16 protein-coding genes are annotated in these 14,645 nt (G+C 70.7%); 7 read left to right on the forward strand and 9 right to left on the reverse strand.

Going from position 1 to position 14,645, the window contains the following annotated elements:
* The first annotated feature begins 10 nt into the window (after nt 1–10).
* From NYZ98_RS08530 to NYZ98_RS08540, 3 genes are all read left to right on the forward strand, one after another.
* Entirely contained in the window at nt 11–691 is a 681-nt protein-coding gene (locus NYZ98_RS08530) for a DUF6758 family protein (RefSeq protein WP_316249541.1), read from the forward strand.
* 102 nt (nt 692–793) lie between these two features.
* The gene (locus NYZ98_RS08535; protein WP_262842019.1) at nt 794–1,513 is read left to right on the forward strand and encodes an MBL fold metallo-hydrolase; all 720 of its coding nucleotides are present in this window, start codon (nt 794–796) and stop codon (nt 1,511–1,513) included.
* Between the two features lie 202 nt (nt 1,514–1,715).
* Nucleotides 1,716–2,570, forward strand: a complete 855-nt coding sequence (locus tag NYZ98_RS08540) for a RecB family exonuclease (protein ID WP_316249542.1) — start codon at nt 1,716–1,718, stop codon at nt 2,568–2,570.
* Nucleotides 2,571–2,609: 39 nt separating this feature from the next.
* On the opposite strand, the gene NYZ98_RS08545 is transcribed toward NYZ98_RS08540, so the two are convergent.
* Nucleotides 2,610–3,491 (reverse strand): alpha/beta fold hydrolase, encoded by an 882-nt coding sequence (locus NYZ98_RS08545; protein ID WP_262842020.1) that lies wholly within the window; start codon nt 3,489–3,491, stop codon nt 2,610–2,612.
* A gap of 208 nt (nt 3,492–3,699) precedes the next feature.
* Complete coding sequence (locus NYZ98_RS08550) at nt 3,700–5,487, reverse strand: DEAD/DEAH box helicase (RefSeq protein WP_262842021.1); 1,788 nt, start codon at nt 5,485–5,487, stop codon at nt 3,700–3,702.
* 385 nt (nt 5,488–5,872) lie between these two features.
* On the opposite strand from NYZ98_RS08550, the gene NYZ98_RS08555 reads away from it, so the two are divergent.
* The gene (locus NYZ98_RS08555) at nt 5,873–6,586 is read left to right on the forward strand and encodes a ferritin-like domain-containing protein (protein WP_262842022.1); all 714 of its coding nucleotides are present in this window, start codon (nt 5,873–5,875) and stop codon (nt 6,584–6,586) included.
* Nucleotides 6,587–6,986: 400 nt separating this feature from the next.
* Here NYZ98_RS08555 and NYZ98_RS08560 read toward each other — a convergent pair whose 3' ends face one another.
* The 4 genes from NYZ98_RS08560 to ligD form a co-directional block, all read right to left on the reverse strand.
* Nucleotides 6,987–7,217 (reverse strand): DUF3107 domain-containing protein, encoded by a 231-nt coding sequence (locus tag NYZ98_RS08560; protein ID WP_262842023.1) that lies wholly within the window; start codon nt 7,215–7,217, stop codon nt 6,987–6,989.
* Between the two features lie 112 nt (nt 7,218–7,329).
* A complete protein-coding gene (locus NYZ98_RS08565) occupies nt 7,330–7,950 on the reverse strand; it encodes a TetR/AcrR family transcriptional regulator (protein WP_262842024.1) in 621 nt (206 codons plus the stop codon).
* A gap of 160 nt (nt 7,951–8,110) precedes the next feature.
* The gene (locus tag NYZ98_RS08570) at nt 8,111–8,341 is read right to left on the reverse strand and encodes a hypothetical protein (RefSeq protein ID WP_262842025.1); all 231 of its coding nucleotides are present in this window, start codon (nt 8,339–8,341) and stop codon (nt 8,111–8,113) included.
* A gap of 60 nt (nt 8,342–8,401) precedes the next feature.
* Entirely contained in the window at nt 8,402–9,310 is a 909-nt protein-coding gene (gene ligD / locus NYZ98_RS08575; RefSeq protein ID WP_262842026.1) for a non-homologous end-joining DNA ligase, read from the reverse strand.
* 179 nt (nt 9,311–9,489) lie between these two features.
* Here ligD and ku point away from each other — a divergent pair, with 179 nt between their 5' ends.
* On the forward strand, nt 9,490–10,410 hold the full coding sequence (ku, locus tag NYZ98_RS08580; RefSeq protein ID WP_262842027.1) for a non-homologous end joining protein Ku: 921 nt from the start codon (nt 9,490–9,492) through the stop codon (nt 10,408–10,410).
* 246 nt (nt 10,411–10,656) lie between these two features.
* Here the strand turns inward: ku and NYZ98_RS08585 are convergent, their stop codons facing one another.
* Complete coding sequence (locus NYZ98_RS08585; RefSeq protein WP_262842028.1) at nt 10,657–11,130, reverse strand: hypothetical protein; 474 nt, start codon at nt 11,128–11,130, stop codon at nt 10,657–10,659.
* Between the two features lie 350 nt (nt 11,131–11,480).
* Here NYZ98_RS08585 and NYZ98_RS08590 point away from each other — a divergent pair, with 350 nt between their 5' ends.
* Both NYZ98_RS08590 and moeZ read left to right on the forward strand, forming a co-directional pair.
* Nucleotides 11,481–12,422 (forward strand): alpha/beta fold hydrolase, encoded by a 942-nt coding sequence (locus NYZ98_RS08590; protein ID WP_262842029.1) that lies wholly within the window; start codon nt 11,481–11,483, stop codon nt 12,420–12,422.
* A gap of 117 nt (nt 12,423–12,539) precedes the next feature.
* Entirely contained in the window at nt 12,540–13,718 is a 1,179-nt protein-coding gene (gene moeZ / locus NYZ98_RS08595; RefSeq protein WP_262842030.1) for an adenylyltransferase/sulfurtransferase MoeZ, read from the forward strand.
* 35 nt (nt 13,719–13,753) lie between these two features.
* Here the strand turns inward: moeZ and NYZ98_RS08600 are convergent, their stop codons facing one another.
* Together NYZ98_RS08600 and NYZ98_RS08605 are read right to left on the reverse strand one after the other, a co-directional pair.
* Nucleotides 13,754–14,059: a winged helix-turn-helix domain-containing protein gene (locus NYZ98_RS08600; protein WP_262842031.1), complete on the reverse strand. Its 306-nt coding sequence runs from the start codon at nt 14,057–14,059 to the stop codon at nt 13,754–13,756.
* Nucleotides 14,059–14,553, reverse strand: a complete 495-nt coding sequence (locus NYZ98_RS08605) for a hypothetical protein (protein ID WP_262842032.1) — start codon at nt 14,551–14,553, stop codon at nt 14,059–14,061. Before NYZ98_RS08605 ends, NYZ98_RS08600 begins: the two co-directional genes overlap by 1 nt.
* Nucleotides 14,554–14,645: the final 92 nt, after the last annotated feature.

Here is a 14,645-nt window from a genome sequence, read left to right on the forward strand (position 1 = left end):
GGATAACGGGATGCCCCTTGACTTACCCGCGTCGGCGGAAGCACCGTGGGTAACTGTGAGAGCCGCGCCCACCTGCCCTCGGTGTTTCGGCACGCTCCGCCCACCTGGCGCGTGGTCGAGCGCCTGGCGTTGCGGCGTGCACGGCGATGTCCTGCCCTTCACCGCCAGGAGACCGTCCACCGAGGCCCTTGACGTGGTACGCAAGGACTCCCGCGTCCCCTTCTGGGTCCCGTGGCCGCTGCCGCCGGGCTGGCTGGTGACCGGGTTCGGCGACGCCGGCGACGAGCGCGACGGCACCCGCGCGGGTGTGGTGGCCCTTTCGGGGCCGTCGGTCACCCTCGGGCCCGCCGACCTGGTGGTCGTGGCCGAGGAGCCCGGCATGGGCCTCGGGGCCGCCTTCGCGGGCCTCGACGCCCCCGATCCGGGGCCGGGTTTCGACGTCGGCCCGCCGAACGCCAAGGTCGACACCGTCGGGCACCCCACGTCCCTGTGGTGGGTGGAGAGCCTGTCCGACCGCGCCGCGTACGTCGGCGAGGCCATGGGCAACTGGTTGTGGGTGATCGGCTGGCCCGCCGAGGCGGGGTGCATGGTCGAGCTCGCCCAGCTCTCCCTGCGCGACCTGAGAGAGCAGGACCAGGAGCTGGACCTGCCCTTCGGCGCCTATTCCCCCCGCCTCGGAGACGAGCCCTGAGGCCCGCGCCGACCCCCTGGGCGGGCGCCCCGCGAGGTTCCCCGGACGAAGTCGCCCGTTTGCTTATCCAGACGGGCTCAAGTGTTCGGTAAGGTCGTGGCCGTGACAGCGCGTATCGAGCGAGTGGTGACCGAGGGCGTCGTGACTATCGACGGCGCCGATTACAAGGTCGAGAACAACACGTGGATCGTGGGCGACGACGAGGAGGTCATCGTCATCGACCCCGCGCGCGACGCGGAGGCGATCCTCTCCAGCGTGGGCGAGCGCGAGATCCTCGCCATCGTCTGCACCGCCGGCCTGCCCGACCACGTCGGCGGGGCCATCGAGGTGGCCGCGCGCGACGAGGCGGTCATCGCCCTCAACCGCAAGGACCGCCAGCTCTGGCGGGAGACCTGGCAGGAGACCTACCCCGACATCGACATGGAGGACGAGGGCATCTTCGGCGTCGCCGACGTCGAGCTCGAGGTCATCTCCACCCCCGGCGTCACCCCGGGCGGCGTCTCGCTCTACGTCGAGGCGCTGGGCGCCGTCTTCACGGGCAAGACGCTGCTGGCCGACGGCCCCGGCAAGCTCGCCGGGGAGTACCCGGCGCTGGCCGACCAGCTCACGGCGATCGGCGAGCGGCTCTTCACGCTGCCCGCCGACACCCGCGTGCTGCCGGCCCACGGCGAGGAGACCACGATCGGGGACCAGGAGCCGCACTTCGACGACTGGCTCGCCGGGTCGCTCACCGGCGGCGGCGCCGACACCACCGCGGCCGAGGGCCCCCTGTCCGACGGCACCCGCGTCTCGGGGATCAAGCTCAACCTCGACGACGAGTGACCCGGGCCGGGCCCGCCTTTCCGGCGTCGCTCGGCCCAGGGAGTGAGATCCGACGACCGGGCCGCCGGCAGCGGCGCGTCCGGCGCATCCGCCGCCCGCAGGGGCGGCCTGTGCCTCGCGGGGCGATGGGAGTGGGCTCACTGTGGGGCAACTCGGCCTGGAAGGCATGCCCAGGCGGCTCTATTCATGCACGCCGTCCCGGTTGAACGCCTGGCTCGACTGCCCTCGGCGTTACCGGTTCACCTACCTCGACCGCCCGGCGCCTCAGAAGGGTCCGCCGTGGGCGCACAACAGCGTGGGCGCCTCGGTGCACAACGCGCTGGCCGGCTGGTGGCGCGAGCCGTACGAGCGCAGGACCACCGCCGTGGCGGGCCTCCTGCTCACCAAAGGGTGGATCACCGAAGGCTTCCGCGACCAGGAGCAGTCCACCGAGTGGCGCGACCGGGCCCGTGCCATGGTCTCGGGGTACACGAGCACGCTGGACCCCTCGGACGAGCCGGTGGGCGTCGAGCGGACCGTCGCCACCCGCACGCACGTCATCGCGGTCTCCGGGCGCCTCGACCGGCTCGACCGGCGCGGCGAGGAGCTGGTGGTGGTCGACTACAAGACCGGCAGGCGCCCGCTGACCGAGGACGACGCCCGCTCCTCGCTCGCCCTGGCGATCTACGCCGTGGCGTCGTCGCGCGTCATGCACCGCCCGTGCCACAAGGTGGAGCTCCACCACGTCCCGACCGGGTCGGTCGCCGCGTGGGAGCACACCGACGAGACCCTCGCCCGGCACATCGGCCGGGCCGAGGAGATCGCGATGGAGGCGTCGGAGGCCGACGAGCGGTACCGCTCGTGGCGGGGGGACGCGGCCCCGGCGCGCGGCGCCCGCGGCGCCCGCCAGGCGGCGCCCGAGAGTGGTCCCGCGACCGTGCCCGCCGAGATCGACGCCGTGTTCGCGCCGAGGACCGGGCCGATCTGCTCGTGGTGCGACTTCCGTCGCCGCTGCCCGGAGGGCCAGGCGATCGGCACCGCGCACCAACCCTGGGACGGCCTGGCCGACCCGGCCTGAGGCCGGGAGCCCGGTGGTCGCGGCCCGGGGGACGCGGGGTCAGGCGGTGGTGTGCAGGAGGCGCTGTTCGGCCTGGTTCCAGAAACGGGTGAGCGCGTGCGCCGTCGTCTCGGGGGCCTCGACCGCCGGGGAGTGCAGCGCGCCGGGCACCACCACGCAGTCGGCGTCCAGGCGGTGGGCCATCTCCGCCTGGATCGTCGGCGACCAGCCGTCGTCGTGCTCCCCGTACAGGACCAGGGTGGCCACGTCGACCTCGTTCAGGTCGTCCAGCCGGTCGGCGGCGCCCAGCACCTGCTCGGCCATCGCGACAAGGGCGGTGGCGGAGTTGGCGAACAGCCGCTTGCGCAGGAAGGCCAGGATGTCGTCGGGGACCCCGGCGACGATGGCCTCGGGCTCCAGGCGGTGGGCCCAGAGGTGCGCCAGCCCGACCTCGGGCAGCTCGCGCAGCATGACGCGGCACGCCTTCTCCCGGGGGCCGGAGATCCCTGCGGGGCCCGAGCTCATCAGCGTGTACGACGCGAGCTTGGTCGCCCCGCCGATCACCGCCTCGCGGGTCACCAGGCCGCCGAAGGAGTGGCCGAGGAGGTGGACCGGCTCGCCCTCGCCGACGACGGCGGCCACGCTGTCGACGTCCTCGCCCAGGGCCTCACAGGTGTAGGCCGAGGGGTCGTCGGGGCCCTCGGTCTCGTACTGGCCGCGCATGTCGATCGCGACGACCCGGCGCCCCGCCTCGGCCAGCGTCTGGAAGATCGCGAGGAAGTCCTCCTTGCTGCCGGTGTACCCGGGGACCAGCAGCGCGGGCCAGCGCTCGGGAACGCCCCGGACGGGCAGCGCCTCCAGGGCCGCGAAGGTGCCCAGGGGCGTCTCGATCTGCTGCGCACGGACACCGGGAGGCAGGGTTAGGAAGCGCGGCGTGCTCACGCGGCACCACGATACTGAGGATTCATCCCGGCAACACCGTCAAACGCTCTACGCAGGTCGCGTGATGGACTTTCAAATCTCTCACCTGATCGGATGGCGCTTCACCGCCGCCGGAGCGCGTTCGAAACGGCGGGCCGCCCGCGAGGGCTTCCCGCCGTTCACACCGCTCAGGCCGCTCGGACCCGCGGTCGTTCATGCTTCGGCCCGTTCAGCTCCTCCGGGGGCGCGGGTAGGTCGGCCGGCGGCGCTGCTTCAGCTCGGAGGCCGCGGAGGGTGCCACGTCGTCATCGTCCTCGATCACCAGACCGGGTGACTGGAAGATGATGGAGAAGGGAGTGGGCGGGATGATCCGCTCCGGCTCCTTGCGGGCGACGGGCGCCTCGGACACGACGGGTGCGAACCGCTCCGTCGTTTCGAACTGCTCGGTTTCGATGAACGCCTCCTGGATGGGCGGCTCGGTCGAGCCGTCGTCGGTCGCCGTGGGCGTGACCTCGGCGAGAGCCTCGGTCAGCGCCGTCCTGTTCGCGCCCCGGCGGGAACGGCGGGGGGCCGGCACCTCGGCGAGGGCGGGCTCCGGCGTCTCCGCCGCGACGGTCACGGACGGTTCGGGCGTGCGGATCGGCTCGGGCGCGAGGATGTCGCCCTCCACGATGTCGGCGGCGGAGATCAGCGCGGGCTGCTCCACGGTGGTGCCGCCGTCCACGGTCACCTCCGGCTCCTGCCCGCCGCGGGTGCGGCGGCGCTGCCGGTTGCGTGCCGGGCGTTCGCGCCGCTCAGGGCGCTCGGCGCGTTCGGTGCGCTCCGGACGCTCGTCGCGGCGGGAGCGGTGCCGGCCGGTCTCGCCGATGTCCTCGATCTGCTCGGCGTCCAGCCCCGCCCGCGACCGCTGGGCGCGCGGGAGCACGCCCTTGGTCCCTGCGGGGATGCCGAGGTCGGTGTAGACGTGCGGCGAGGTCGAGTACGTCTCTGCGGGCTCGGCGAAGTCCAGGCCGAGGGCGTTGTTGATGACCTTCCAGCGGGTGAGCTCCTCCCACTCGACGAAGGTCACCGCGACGCCCGTGCGCCCGGCCCGGCCGGTGCGGCCGATGCGGTGGACGTAGGTCTTCTCGTCCTGCGGGCAGTCGTAGTTGACGACGTGGGTGACGTCGTCGATGTCGATGCCGCGCGCGGCCACGTCGGTGGCCACCAGGACGTCGATCTTGCCGCTGCGGAACGCGCGGAGGGCCTGCTCGCGCTGGCCCTGCCCGAGGTCGCCGTGCACGGCCGCGGCCGCGAAGCCGCGCTCCTTGAGCTGCTCGGACACCATGTCGCAGGCGCGCTTGGTCTCGCAGAACACCATCGTGAGCCCGTGGCCCTCGCTCTGCAGCATGCGACCGACGATCTCGATCTTGTCCATGCGGTGCGTGCGCCAGACGAACTGGGTCGTCTTCGACAGGTCCTGGTCGCCGGCGTCGGCGTTCTCGGCGCGGACGTGCGTCGGCCGGGACAGGTAGCGGCGCGACAGGGTGACGATCTCGCCCGGCATCGTGGCCGAGAAGAGCATGGTCTGCCGCTCGGCCGGGATCAGCTTCATGATCCGCTCGATGTCGGGCAGGAAGCCCAGGTCGAGCATGCGGTCGGCCTCGTCCAGGACCAGCATCGAGACCTGGGTCAGGTCGAGGTGCTTCTGGTTCACCAGGTCGAGGAGGCGGCCGGGCGTGCCGACGATGACGTCCACACCCTGCTTGAGCGCCTCGATCTGCGGCTCGTACGCGCGCCCGCCGTAGACGGTGAGGATGCGCGACCCGAGCTTGCCCCCGGCGACGACGAGATCCTCGGTCACCTGGAGCGCCAGCTCGCGCGTCGGGACGACGACGAGGCCGCGGGGCTTCTTGCGGTTCTTGCGGGGCTTGCCGACGCGCTGCAGCATCGCCACGCCGAAGGCGTAGGTCTTGCCGGTGCCGGTGCGCGCCTGGCCGATGACGTCCTGTCCGCTGATCGCGAGGGGAAGGGCCATCTCTTGAATGGGAAAGGGTGAGGTGATGCCCTCTGTCTCGAGGGCATCAGCGATCTCGGGTATGACTCCAAGGTCTCGGAACGTGGTCAGCTCGGCCTGCCTAAGTCTCCTGCGAAGGCGGGCTTCCGGGACCGCTGGCGCCGAAGGGATCTCGTGCCGGGTCCGCGCGGAAAAGCCAACCCTCATCTCGTCTCGGCGACCGCCGCGGCATAGCTCGCGTGGGGGCTATCAGGTGATGATCTCCCTGAATACATGACTGCGGCCGCACTCTTACAGGGCAGTGTACTCGATACCACAAGAGCGAGCCGATTTCTTCGTGTTCCGTATGGTGAATCACCGTGTCGGGCTGGTCCTGGGCGTGTCCCGGGGCTCGTAGTCTGCACCCATGAGTGATTCCCCTGCCGGTGTCGTCGACCTGCTCGGCGTGCTGGCCTACGCCGAGCTGACCGCGTTCCTCAGACTCGCCGATGACGCGGCCACTCTCGCGCCCACACTGACCGACCGGGCGGCCCTGAGCGGGGTCGCCGCGGCCGAGTACGCCCACTTCCGCCTCCTGCGCGACCGGCTGTCCTGGCTCGGCGTGGACCCCGAGCAGGCCATGGAGCCGTTCGTGGCCTCGCTGGACGACTGGCACGCGCAGACGCGGCCGGGGAACTGGCTGGAGGCCCTGGTCAAGGCCTACGTCGGCACGGGCATCGCGGGCGACTTCTACCGCGAGGCGGCGCGCCGTGTGGACCCCGACACCCGCAAGCTCGTCAACGAGGTGCTGGCCGAGGAGGTCAGGTCGGAGTTCGTGGTGGAGCGGGTGCGCGCGGCGCTGGCCGAGAACCCGAGGCTCACCGGCAAGCTCGCGCTGTGGGCGCGGCGCATGGTGGGCGAGGCGCTGAGCCAGGGCCACCGGCTCGCCGCCGCCCGCCCCGACCTGGCGCTCCTGCTGGTTTCCACCGCGCCGGCCGCCGACGCCGCGTTCGCCGACGAGGAGGACCAGGACGGCCGGGACGCGGCCGCGGACCTCGTCGAGATCGGCCGGCTGTTCGCCCGCCTAACCGAGCAGCACGGCAGGCGCATGGCGGCACTCGGGCTGGTGCCGGGGCCCTGACGCGGGCTGGGTCCGGTGCCGGGGCCCTGATGCGGGCGGGGTTTCGCCGAACCCGTGCGGGGATCGACGGGCGAGAATCGCCGAGCGGTTGTAGCGTTCGAGACATGAGGGCCTCGCGCCGCTACGGCAGTTCCTTGAGATGTGGACCCAATCGCTGGACCTCCCGGCCCGTGTTACGAAGGGGGGGCGCGGACTGCCCGGTCATCAGCCACAGGCGTGATGACGTCCGGCGGTTCCATCGCCCCTGTGGATGCTCGCTCGCCTCACGCGACGCCTGCGAAGGCGTCTGAGGCCGCCTGCAGGGCTCCGAGCCCTGACCACCCGGAGATCAGGGGCCTGAACGCGGGCCTCGCCTCACGGCCGGGCGCTTTGGGGAGCGGGGCCCCCCAAAGCGCCGGGCTCAGAGAGTGCCGCCGAAACCGACCGGACGCGACTGGTCCTCGCCGATCTCGATGAACCCGAGCGCGGCGACGGGCACGATGACGCGCCGCCCCTTGACGTCGGTTATGGAGAAGACGCCGCGATCCGCCGCGAGCGAGTTGCGCAGCTCCTGCTCCACCTCGTCGGTGGACAGGTCGGTCTCGACGATGATCTCTCGGTGCACGGAGCGTACGGCGATCTTTACTTCCATCGGGCTCCCTTTCGACGTCGGCGAGATGTGTTCGCCTCCCATCGTGGCCCCTCGGGGGCCCGATCAGCCGTTTGATCGCGTCAAGCGAACAGCGGCGACGCCGGGGGACGGGCTAGGTGGTGCGCGGGAAGCCGCCGATGCCCCGCCAGGCGAGCCGCGCCATGAGCTGGGTCGCGACGTCCTTGGGAATGGTGCCGTGGCTGGCGAGCCAGTAGCGGGCGCTGACCTCGGCCATGCCGACCAGGCCGACGCCGAGGAGGTGCGCCTCGTCGCTGGAGCAGCCGGTGTCCTCCTGGATCACCATGCTGATCATCTCGGCGCTCTCGCGCAGCGAGCGCTCCATGCGCTGGCGCACGGGGGCCACGTTGCGCAGGTCGGACTCGAAGACCAGGCGGAACGCCTCGCCCTGGCTGGAGACGAAGTCGAAGAAGGCGCCGATGGCGGCCTGGACGCGCTGCTTGTTGTCGGTCGTGGAGGCCAGGGCGTCGCGGCACCGGTTGGCCATGTCGTCGACGTGCAGGTCGAGCAGGGCCAGGTAGAGCTCCAGCTTGCCCGGGAAGTGCTGGTAGAGCACCGGCTTGCTCACTCCGGCCCGCTCGGCGATCTCGTCCATGGCGGCCGCGTGGTAGCCGTTCTCCACGAAGACCTCCTGCGCCGCGTTCAGCAACTGTCGGCGACGGGCCAGCCGGGGCAGCCGGGTGCCCCGGGGCTTGGCATCCGGGGTAGCGGTCACGGAAACTCTCCTTGGTGACGGTTCGCGCGGGGCGCGGTCGGTGACCGTGCCGCTGGTCTCGCTTGTCGAGTCGGGGCGGATCCGTGGCCGGCGGGCGTCCGCCTGCCCTCGCTCCCGTGGATCCGGTTCGGCGTTCACATCCTACGCGCGGGTAACCAGGTCAGCGATAGTCGTCGTCGCCGAGGTCCACCGTGCGTCCCTGGTCGGCGGCGTCTGCGGGGTCCACGTCGTAGGGGATCTCCTTGGGCCATTCACGGCGGTCCTCGCGGACGGTGAGGTGCTGCTCGATGGCGTCGGCCTCGGGGACCTCGGTCTCCAGGGTGTCCGCGGCGTCCAGGGGTTCGAGCGCGTCCAGCGTGGTCTCGTCGCCGCCCACGTCCATCTCCGACATGTTCCCGTCCCTCCGCCGCGGTGTGCTCTGGCCCACCGCTCCTACCCCGACGCGTCCAGCCTAAGGCCCCTCGCCGGTCGCGCTCCGTTCCGGCGGCACCATGAGATCGCCGAATCGCCCGATCCGCTCGAGCACGTCCCCTGCCGTGAAGACCAGGTCCTCGGGCCGCTCGCAGCCCTCCAGCTCCTCCCAGGTGATCGGGGCGGACACGGTCGGCATCGGGTTGGCGCGCAGCGAGTAGGGCGCGACGGTGGTCTTGGCGGGGTTGTTCTGGCTCCAGTCGATGAGGACCTTGCCCGGCCGCAGCTTCCTGGCCATCTGGCTGACGATCTCCTCGGGCCGTTCCCGCGCCAGCCGCTGGGCCAGGGCCTTGGCGTAGTCGGAGGGCACCTCTTCCCGGTGGGCCCACGGGACGTAGACCTGCATCCCCTTGTTGCCGCTGGTCTTCGGGAGGCCGTCCAGGCCGTCCTCGCGCAGGACCTCGCGCAGCCGGAGCGCCACCCGGCGGCACTCCATGATCGTCGCGGGCGCGCCGGGGTCCAGGTCGAACACCATGAGGTCGGGATTCTGCGCCCGGCCGTCCTCGTCGACGCGCCACATGGGCGCGTGGAACTCCAGCGCGGCCAGGTTCGCCAGGTACACCAGCGTGGGGAGGTCGTCGACGACGGCGAAGTCGATGGTCTCGCGGTCCTTGGTGCTCCCGGGCACGGGCAGGCGGGCCGTGCGCACCCATTCGGGGGTGTGCGCCGGGCGGTTCTTCTCGAAGAAGGACGGCCCCTCCACGCCGCTGGGAAAACGTTTCACGGTCATCGGCCGGCCCCGCAGGTGCCGCAGCATGATCTCCGAGACGCGGCTGTAGTAGTCGATCACCTCGGCCTTGGTGAAGCCGGCCTGCGGATACAGCACCTTGGTCAGGTTGGTCAGCGTCAGTTCCCGGTCGCCGACCCTGACCCGCACCTTCTCCGCCACGCGCACCACTTCCTCTGGAGGTTTCTCTTCACGTGCTCAGGTGGGGCGCCGATCCCACGATGCGATGACTGGACCGGATACGGCATTCCACACTGGGTATCTGCCCATTTAGATATTGCTTTGCGCTCTTGCCGCCAGCGAACATCAGTTCGACAGCGGGGCCGAGGTGAGGAGAAGCCATGCGTAGCATCTGGAAGGGTGCCATCTCTTTCGGGCTCGTCACGATCCCCGTGAAGCTCTACTCGGCCACCGAGCAGAAGGACGTGACGTTCCACCAGGTGCACCGGGAGGACGCCGGCCGCATCAAGTACAAGCGGGTGTGCAGCGTCGACGGCGCGGAGGTGCCGTACGCCGAGATCGCCAAGGGGTACGAGCTCCCGGGCGGCGAGGTGGTCGTGCTGACCGACGAGGACTTCGCCGACCTGCCGCTGAGCACCTCGCGGCGCATCGACGTGCTCCAGTTCACCCCCTCCGACCAGCTCGACCCGATCCTGTTCAACAAGTCCTACTACCTGGAGCCCGAGGCCGCGGGGGTCAAGCCGTACATCCTGCTGCGCGACGCGCTGGAGCGCACGGGGCAGGTGGCGATCGTGAAGGTCGCGCTGCGGCAGCGGGAGTCGCTCGCCACCCTGCGGATCCGCGAGGGCGTGTTCGTGCTGGAGACCATGCTCTGGCCGGACGAGGTCCGCGAGCCCGGCTTCGCGTTCATGGACGAGGAGGTCGAGGTCCGGCCGCAGGAGCTCCAGATGGCCGAGTCGCTCATCGAGACCATGGCGGGGGAGTTCGACCCCTCGGAGTACCACGACGCCTACCGCGAGGCGCTCCAGCAGGTCATCGAGGCGAAGGTGGCGGGCAAGGAGCTCGTGCGGCCCGAGGAGACCGAGCAGGCCGGGCCCGCGGTGGACCTGATGGCGGCGCTCAGGGCCAGTGTCGACGCGGCCAAGAAGGAACGTGAGGGAACGGGCGCCAAGCCGTCGGCGGCCGCGGCGAAGAAGAAGACCGCGGGGAAGGCCGCCAAGGCCGATGAGGCCACCGAGAAGAAGGATGAGAAGGACGGAAAGCAGGCCGCGCCCAAGCGCCGCACCCGGAAGTCGGCGTGACCGGGAACGCGTAAAAGCGGGGCCGGTCCAAGAAATGGCAATGGGTGTTCATCGGACCGGCTCCCCGAAGAGGCTCACGAAAGCGAATTCCCCGGCCGGAATCGGTGTCGCGGCGCGGGGATATCCCGGTTACGGGTGGCGGAAGGCCCCGGAGCGGGATTCTGCTCCGGGGCCTCCCGTGTCTCACTGTCGGGTGGCCGTCACCGGGCCGATCGTGGTCCGGTCAGGCCGCGTTGATTCGTTGGATCACCTGTCGTGGTGGTGGTGGTGACCGTGGTGGCGCGGGAGCCAGCGCTTGTCGTCGCGGAAGTAGTCCCTGCCGCCGCCGCCGTGGTCGTTGTGACCGATGATGGCCCGGAAGAAGCGGGCTTCCACGATCTTGAAGTAGCAGTTGCGGTGGTGGCCGCCGTGGCGGTTGAAGTGACGGTGGCGGCGGTAGTTGCGGCCGCCCCAGCCCCCGTCGTCGTCGCCGTCGCCGTAGCCGTGCTCGCCGCCGTATCCTCCGTGGTGGCCGCCGTAGCCGCCGCCGTCGTGGTGGCAGTGGCCGCCACCTCCGTAGCCGCCACCCCCACCGTAGCCGCCGCCTCCACCGAAGCCGCCGCCGAAGTCATCTCCGAAACCCCCGAAGGAGCTGACTGCTGCGGAAGCGTTGGCGCTTGTGGCCGTGGTGGCGCCGAGACCGGCGAGACCACCAGTGAGTGCCGCGGTAACGGTCAGCATTGCGGCGTATTTCTTGACGTCGGGCATTGCGTTTTCCCCCTTGACGCATCGGGTTGCCCAGCGGATGCATTTTCCTCATTTTCGAGGAGAATGCCCGGGTGACTCGTTCATGAGTCTTCCCACTTGTGTTGTTTTCCTAGTGACGCATATGACAAACGGGGATCACTGCCTTTTGGCAGCTACTTAACCTCCCCTTATGTCTTTCAGTTCGATATTTCCCGATTTGCCCGATATTTCCCCCGATCTCTGGCTCCGCGGTCCCAGGGGGTCCCCCTGCCGCGGCGCCTACGGGGAAGCGAGCTGTACGGTGCCGGGTTATCGTCGGAACGGACGGTTAACAGGAGGCGAAGATGCTGGAGGACCCGATCCCGCACTGGCCGGGGGAGCCGCTCGACCTCGGAGGACTGAGCCTCTACGTGCGGTCGACGCCCGCCGGGCCCGCGGAGAAGGCCGTGTTCGTGCATGGGCTCGCCGGATCGGCGACCAACTGGACCGACCTGATGGCCGAGCTGTCGGGCCAGGTCAGGGGATACGCCCTCGACCTGCCCGGAGCGGGCTACTCTCCCGCGCCGCCCGGCGGCGACTACTCCATCGCGGCGCACGCCACCGCCGTCACGCGGCTGATCGAGCACGCCGGGGGCCCGGTCCACCTGCTCGGCAACTCCCTCGGCGGCGCCGTCGCGGTGCGCGTCGCGGCCATCCGCCCCGACCTGGTGCGCACGCTCACGCTCGTCTCGCCCGCCCTGCCCGACCTGCTTCCCCGGTACGGCCCGGCCCGCGTGGCGGTGTCGGCGGCCCCCCGGTTCGGCGAGTGGGCGGTCTCCCGGCTCCGCACGCTGGCGCCCGAGCGCCGCATCGCGGCGACCATGGCCATGTGCTACGCCGACAGCGGCCGGGTCCACCCCATCCGGCTGGAGGACGCCGTGGCCGAGCTGCGCCGCCGCGACGACCTCCCGTACGCGGGGCCGGCGCTGGTCAGTTCCGCCCGCGCCCTGGTCAACGAGTACTTCCGGCGCGGGGAGGACAACCTGTGGCGGCTGGCGGCGCGGGTGACCGCGCCCACCCTCGTCGTGCACGGCCGGCACGACCGGCTCGTGGACCCCCGCATGGCGTTGCGGGCCGGGCGCACCTTCCCTGACGTGCGGCTGGTGCTCCTTCCCCACGCGGGTCACGTCGCGCAGATGGAGTGCCCCTCGCTCGTCGCCCGCCACGTCCGCGTCCTGATGCAGGACGCCGCCCGGCGGGACGCCGGGAACGCGGAGAACGCGGAGAATGCTGCCTCTGTCGGCTAAGATCGCCGATTCGGGAATGCGAGGGCAACCGGGTTAGGTTGTGACAGACGGCTGGGCGCGTAGCCTGACGGGCAAGCCGCCATTTGGGAAGATCCCCTGAAACGGGAGCGTAGAACTGTGTCGTTGCCACCGCTGGTAGAGCCGGCCGACGAGCTGACCGTTGACGAGGTGCGCCGCTACTCTCGCCACCTGATCATCCCCGACGTGGGGATGGCCGGGCAGAAGCGGCTGAAGAACGCCAAGGTGCTCTGTGTGGGCGCGGGCGGCCTCGGTTCCCCGGCGCTGATGTACCTCGCCGCGGCCGGCGTCGGCACGCTCGGCGTCGTCGACTTCGATGTCGTCGACGAGTCGAACCTTCAGCGTCAGATCATCCACGGGCAGTCGGACGTCGGCCGTCTGAAGGCCGAGAGCGCCGCCGCGACCGTGCGCGAGATCAACCCCCTCGTCAACGTCGTGATCCACAACGTGGCCCTCACGACCGACAACGTGATGGACATCTTCGCCGCCTACGACCTCATCGTCGACGGCACCGACAACTTCGCGACGCGGTACATGGTCAACGACGCGGCGGTCCTGTTGGGCAAGCCCTATATCTGGGGCTCCATCTACCGCTTCGACGGGCAGGCGAGCGTGTTCTGGTCCGAGTACGGGCCCTGCTACCGCTGCCTCTACCCTGAGCCGCCGCCGCCGGGCATGGTGCCCTCGTGCGCCGAGGGCGGCGTACTCGGCGTGCTGTGCGCCTCCATCGGCTCGATCCAGGTGAACGAGGCGATCAAGGTGCTCACGGGCATCGGCGAGCCGCTCGTCGGGCGCCTGATGATCTACGACGCCCTGGAGATGAAGTACCGCGACGTCAAGGTCCGCAAGGACCCCGAGTGCCCGCTGTGCGGCAAGAACCCGACGATCACCGAGCTGATCGACTACGAGGCCTTCTGCGGAACGATCTCCGACGAGGCCGCGCAGGCGGCCACCGGCTCCACGATCACCGCCAGGGAGCTCAAGGACATGCAGGACCGGGGGGACGACATCTTCCTGGTCGACGTCCGCGAGCAGAACGAGTACGAGATCGTCAACATCCCGGGCGCGGTGCTGATCCCGAAGGGCGACTTCCTGAAGGGCACGGCGCTGGAGCTGCTGCCGCACGACAAGAAGATCGTGCTGCACTGCAAGTCCGGCGCCCGGTCCGCCGAGGCGCTGGCGGTGCTGAAGAGCGCCGGCTTCTCCGACGCCGTCCACGTCGGCGGGGGCGTGCTGAGCTGGGTCAAGACCGTCGACCCCTCGCTGCCCACCTACTGATCAGGCTCATCTCACGATCCCGCGGCCGGCGGCGCTCAGTCGCCGGCCAGCGTCAGTCCCGACTGGGCGACGATGGCGCCGAGGGCCGCGACGTGGGCCGTGTAGGCGTCCCTGCCCGCCGGTGAGAGCCGGAGCCAGGTCCGGGGGCGCTTGCCCACATGGCCCTTGCGTATCACCACGTACCCGGCGCTCTCCAGAGTGGCGGCGTGCTTGGACAGGACCGAGTCGCTGACCCCGACCTCGTCGCGGACGAAGGCGAACTCGGCCTCCTCCATGGCCGCCAGCAGCGACATGACCCGCAGCCTGGCCGGAGGGTGGATGACCGGATCCAGTGCCGCCATCAGCCCGCCTCGATCTTCGCCGCCATGCGCCGGGTGATCCAGCGGCCGAGCACCGGCCCGGTGGACGCCATGAGGACCGTCATGGCCAGGCCCGCGTACGTGCGGGCGTAGGGGACCCCGGCGCCGGCCAGCGCGACCGCGGCCACCAGGCAGACGCCCACCGACGTCCACACCCACACCAAGAAGACGAACAGCGCCTTCACGGTGACCAGGCTCCGGTGCGGGCGCTGCCGGTTGCCGAACACCATCGCGGCGACCAGGCCGAGCAGGACCAGCACCAGCGTGGTCAGCCCCGCCACCGCCACCGCCCCTGAGGTGCCGGGCTCGGTGAAGAACTGGACGCCGGTGACGACCAGGGCCACGCCCGTCGTGTACCAGTTCGGGAACCAGGGCCGCGCCCGGACCACCCGCGCCTGCGAGGCGCGGATCTCACGGAGGCTGCGGGCGGCCTCCTCGGGCGTGACGTACGCCGTGTCCTCGGGGGTGGCGTCCATGAAACCTCCTAGTTTCCAATTAGGAAAGTACTTTCCACTTTCCATCCTGTCAAGTACTTTCCAAAGGGATGGATCCGGACAGAACGGCCGAT

Origin of the sequence: Sphaerisporangium corydalis, from assembly GCF_025506355.1 — a bacterium.
In the GTDB taxonomy this organism is placed as follows: domain Bacteria; phylum Actinomycetota; class Actinomycetes; order Streptosporangiales; family Streptosporangiaceae; genus Sphaerisporangium; species Sphaerisporangium corydalis.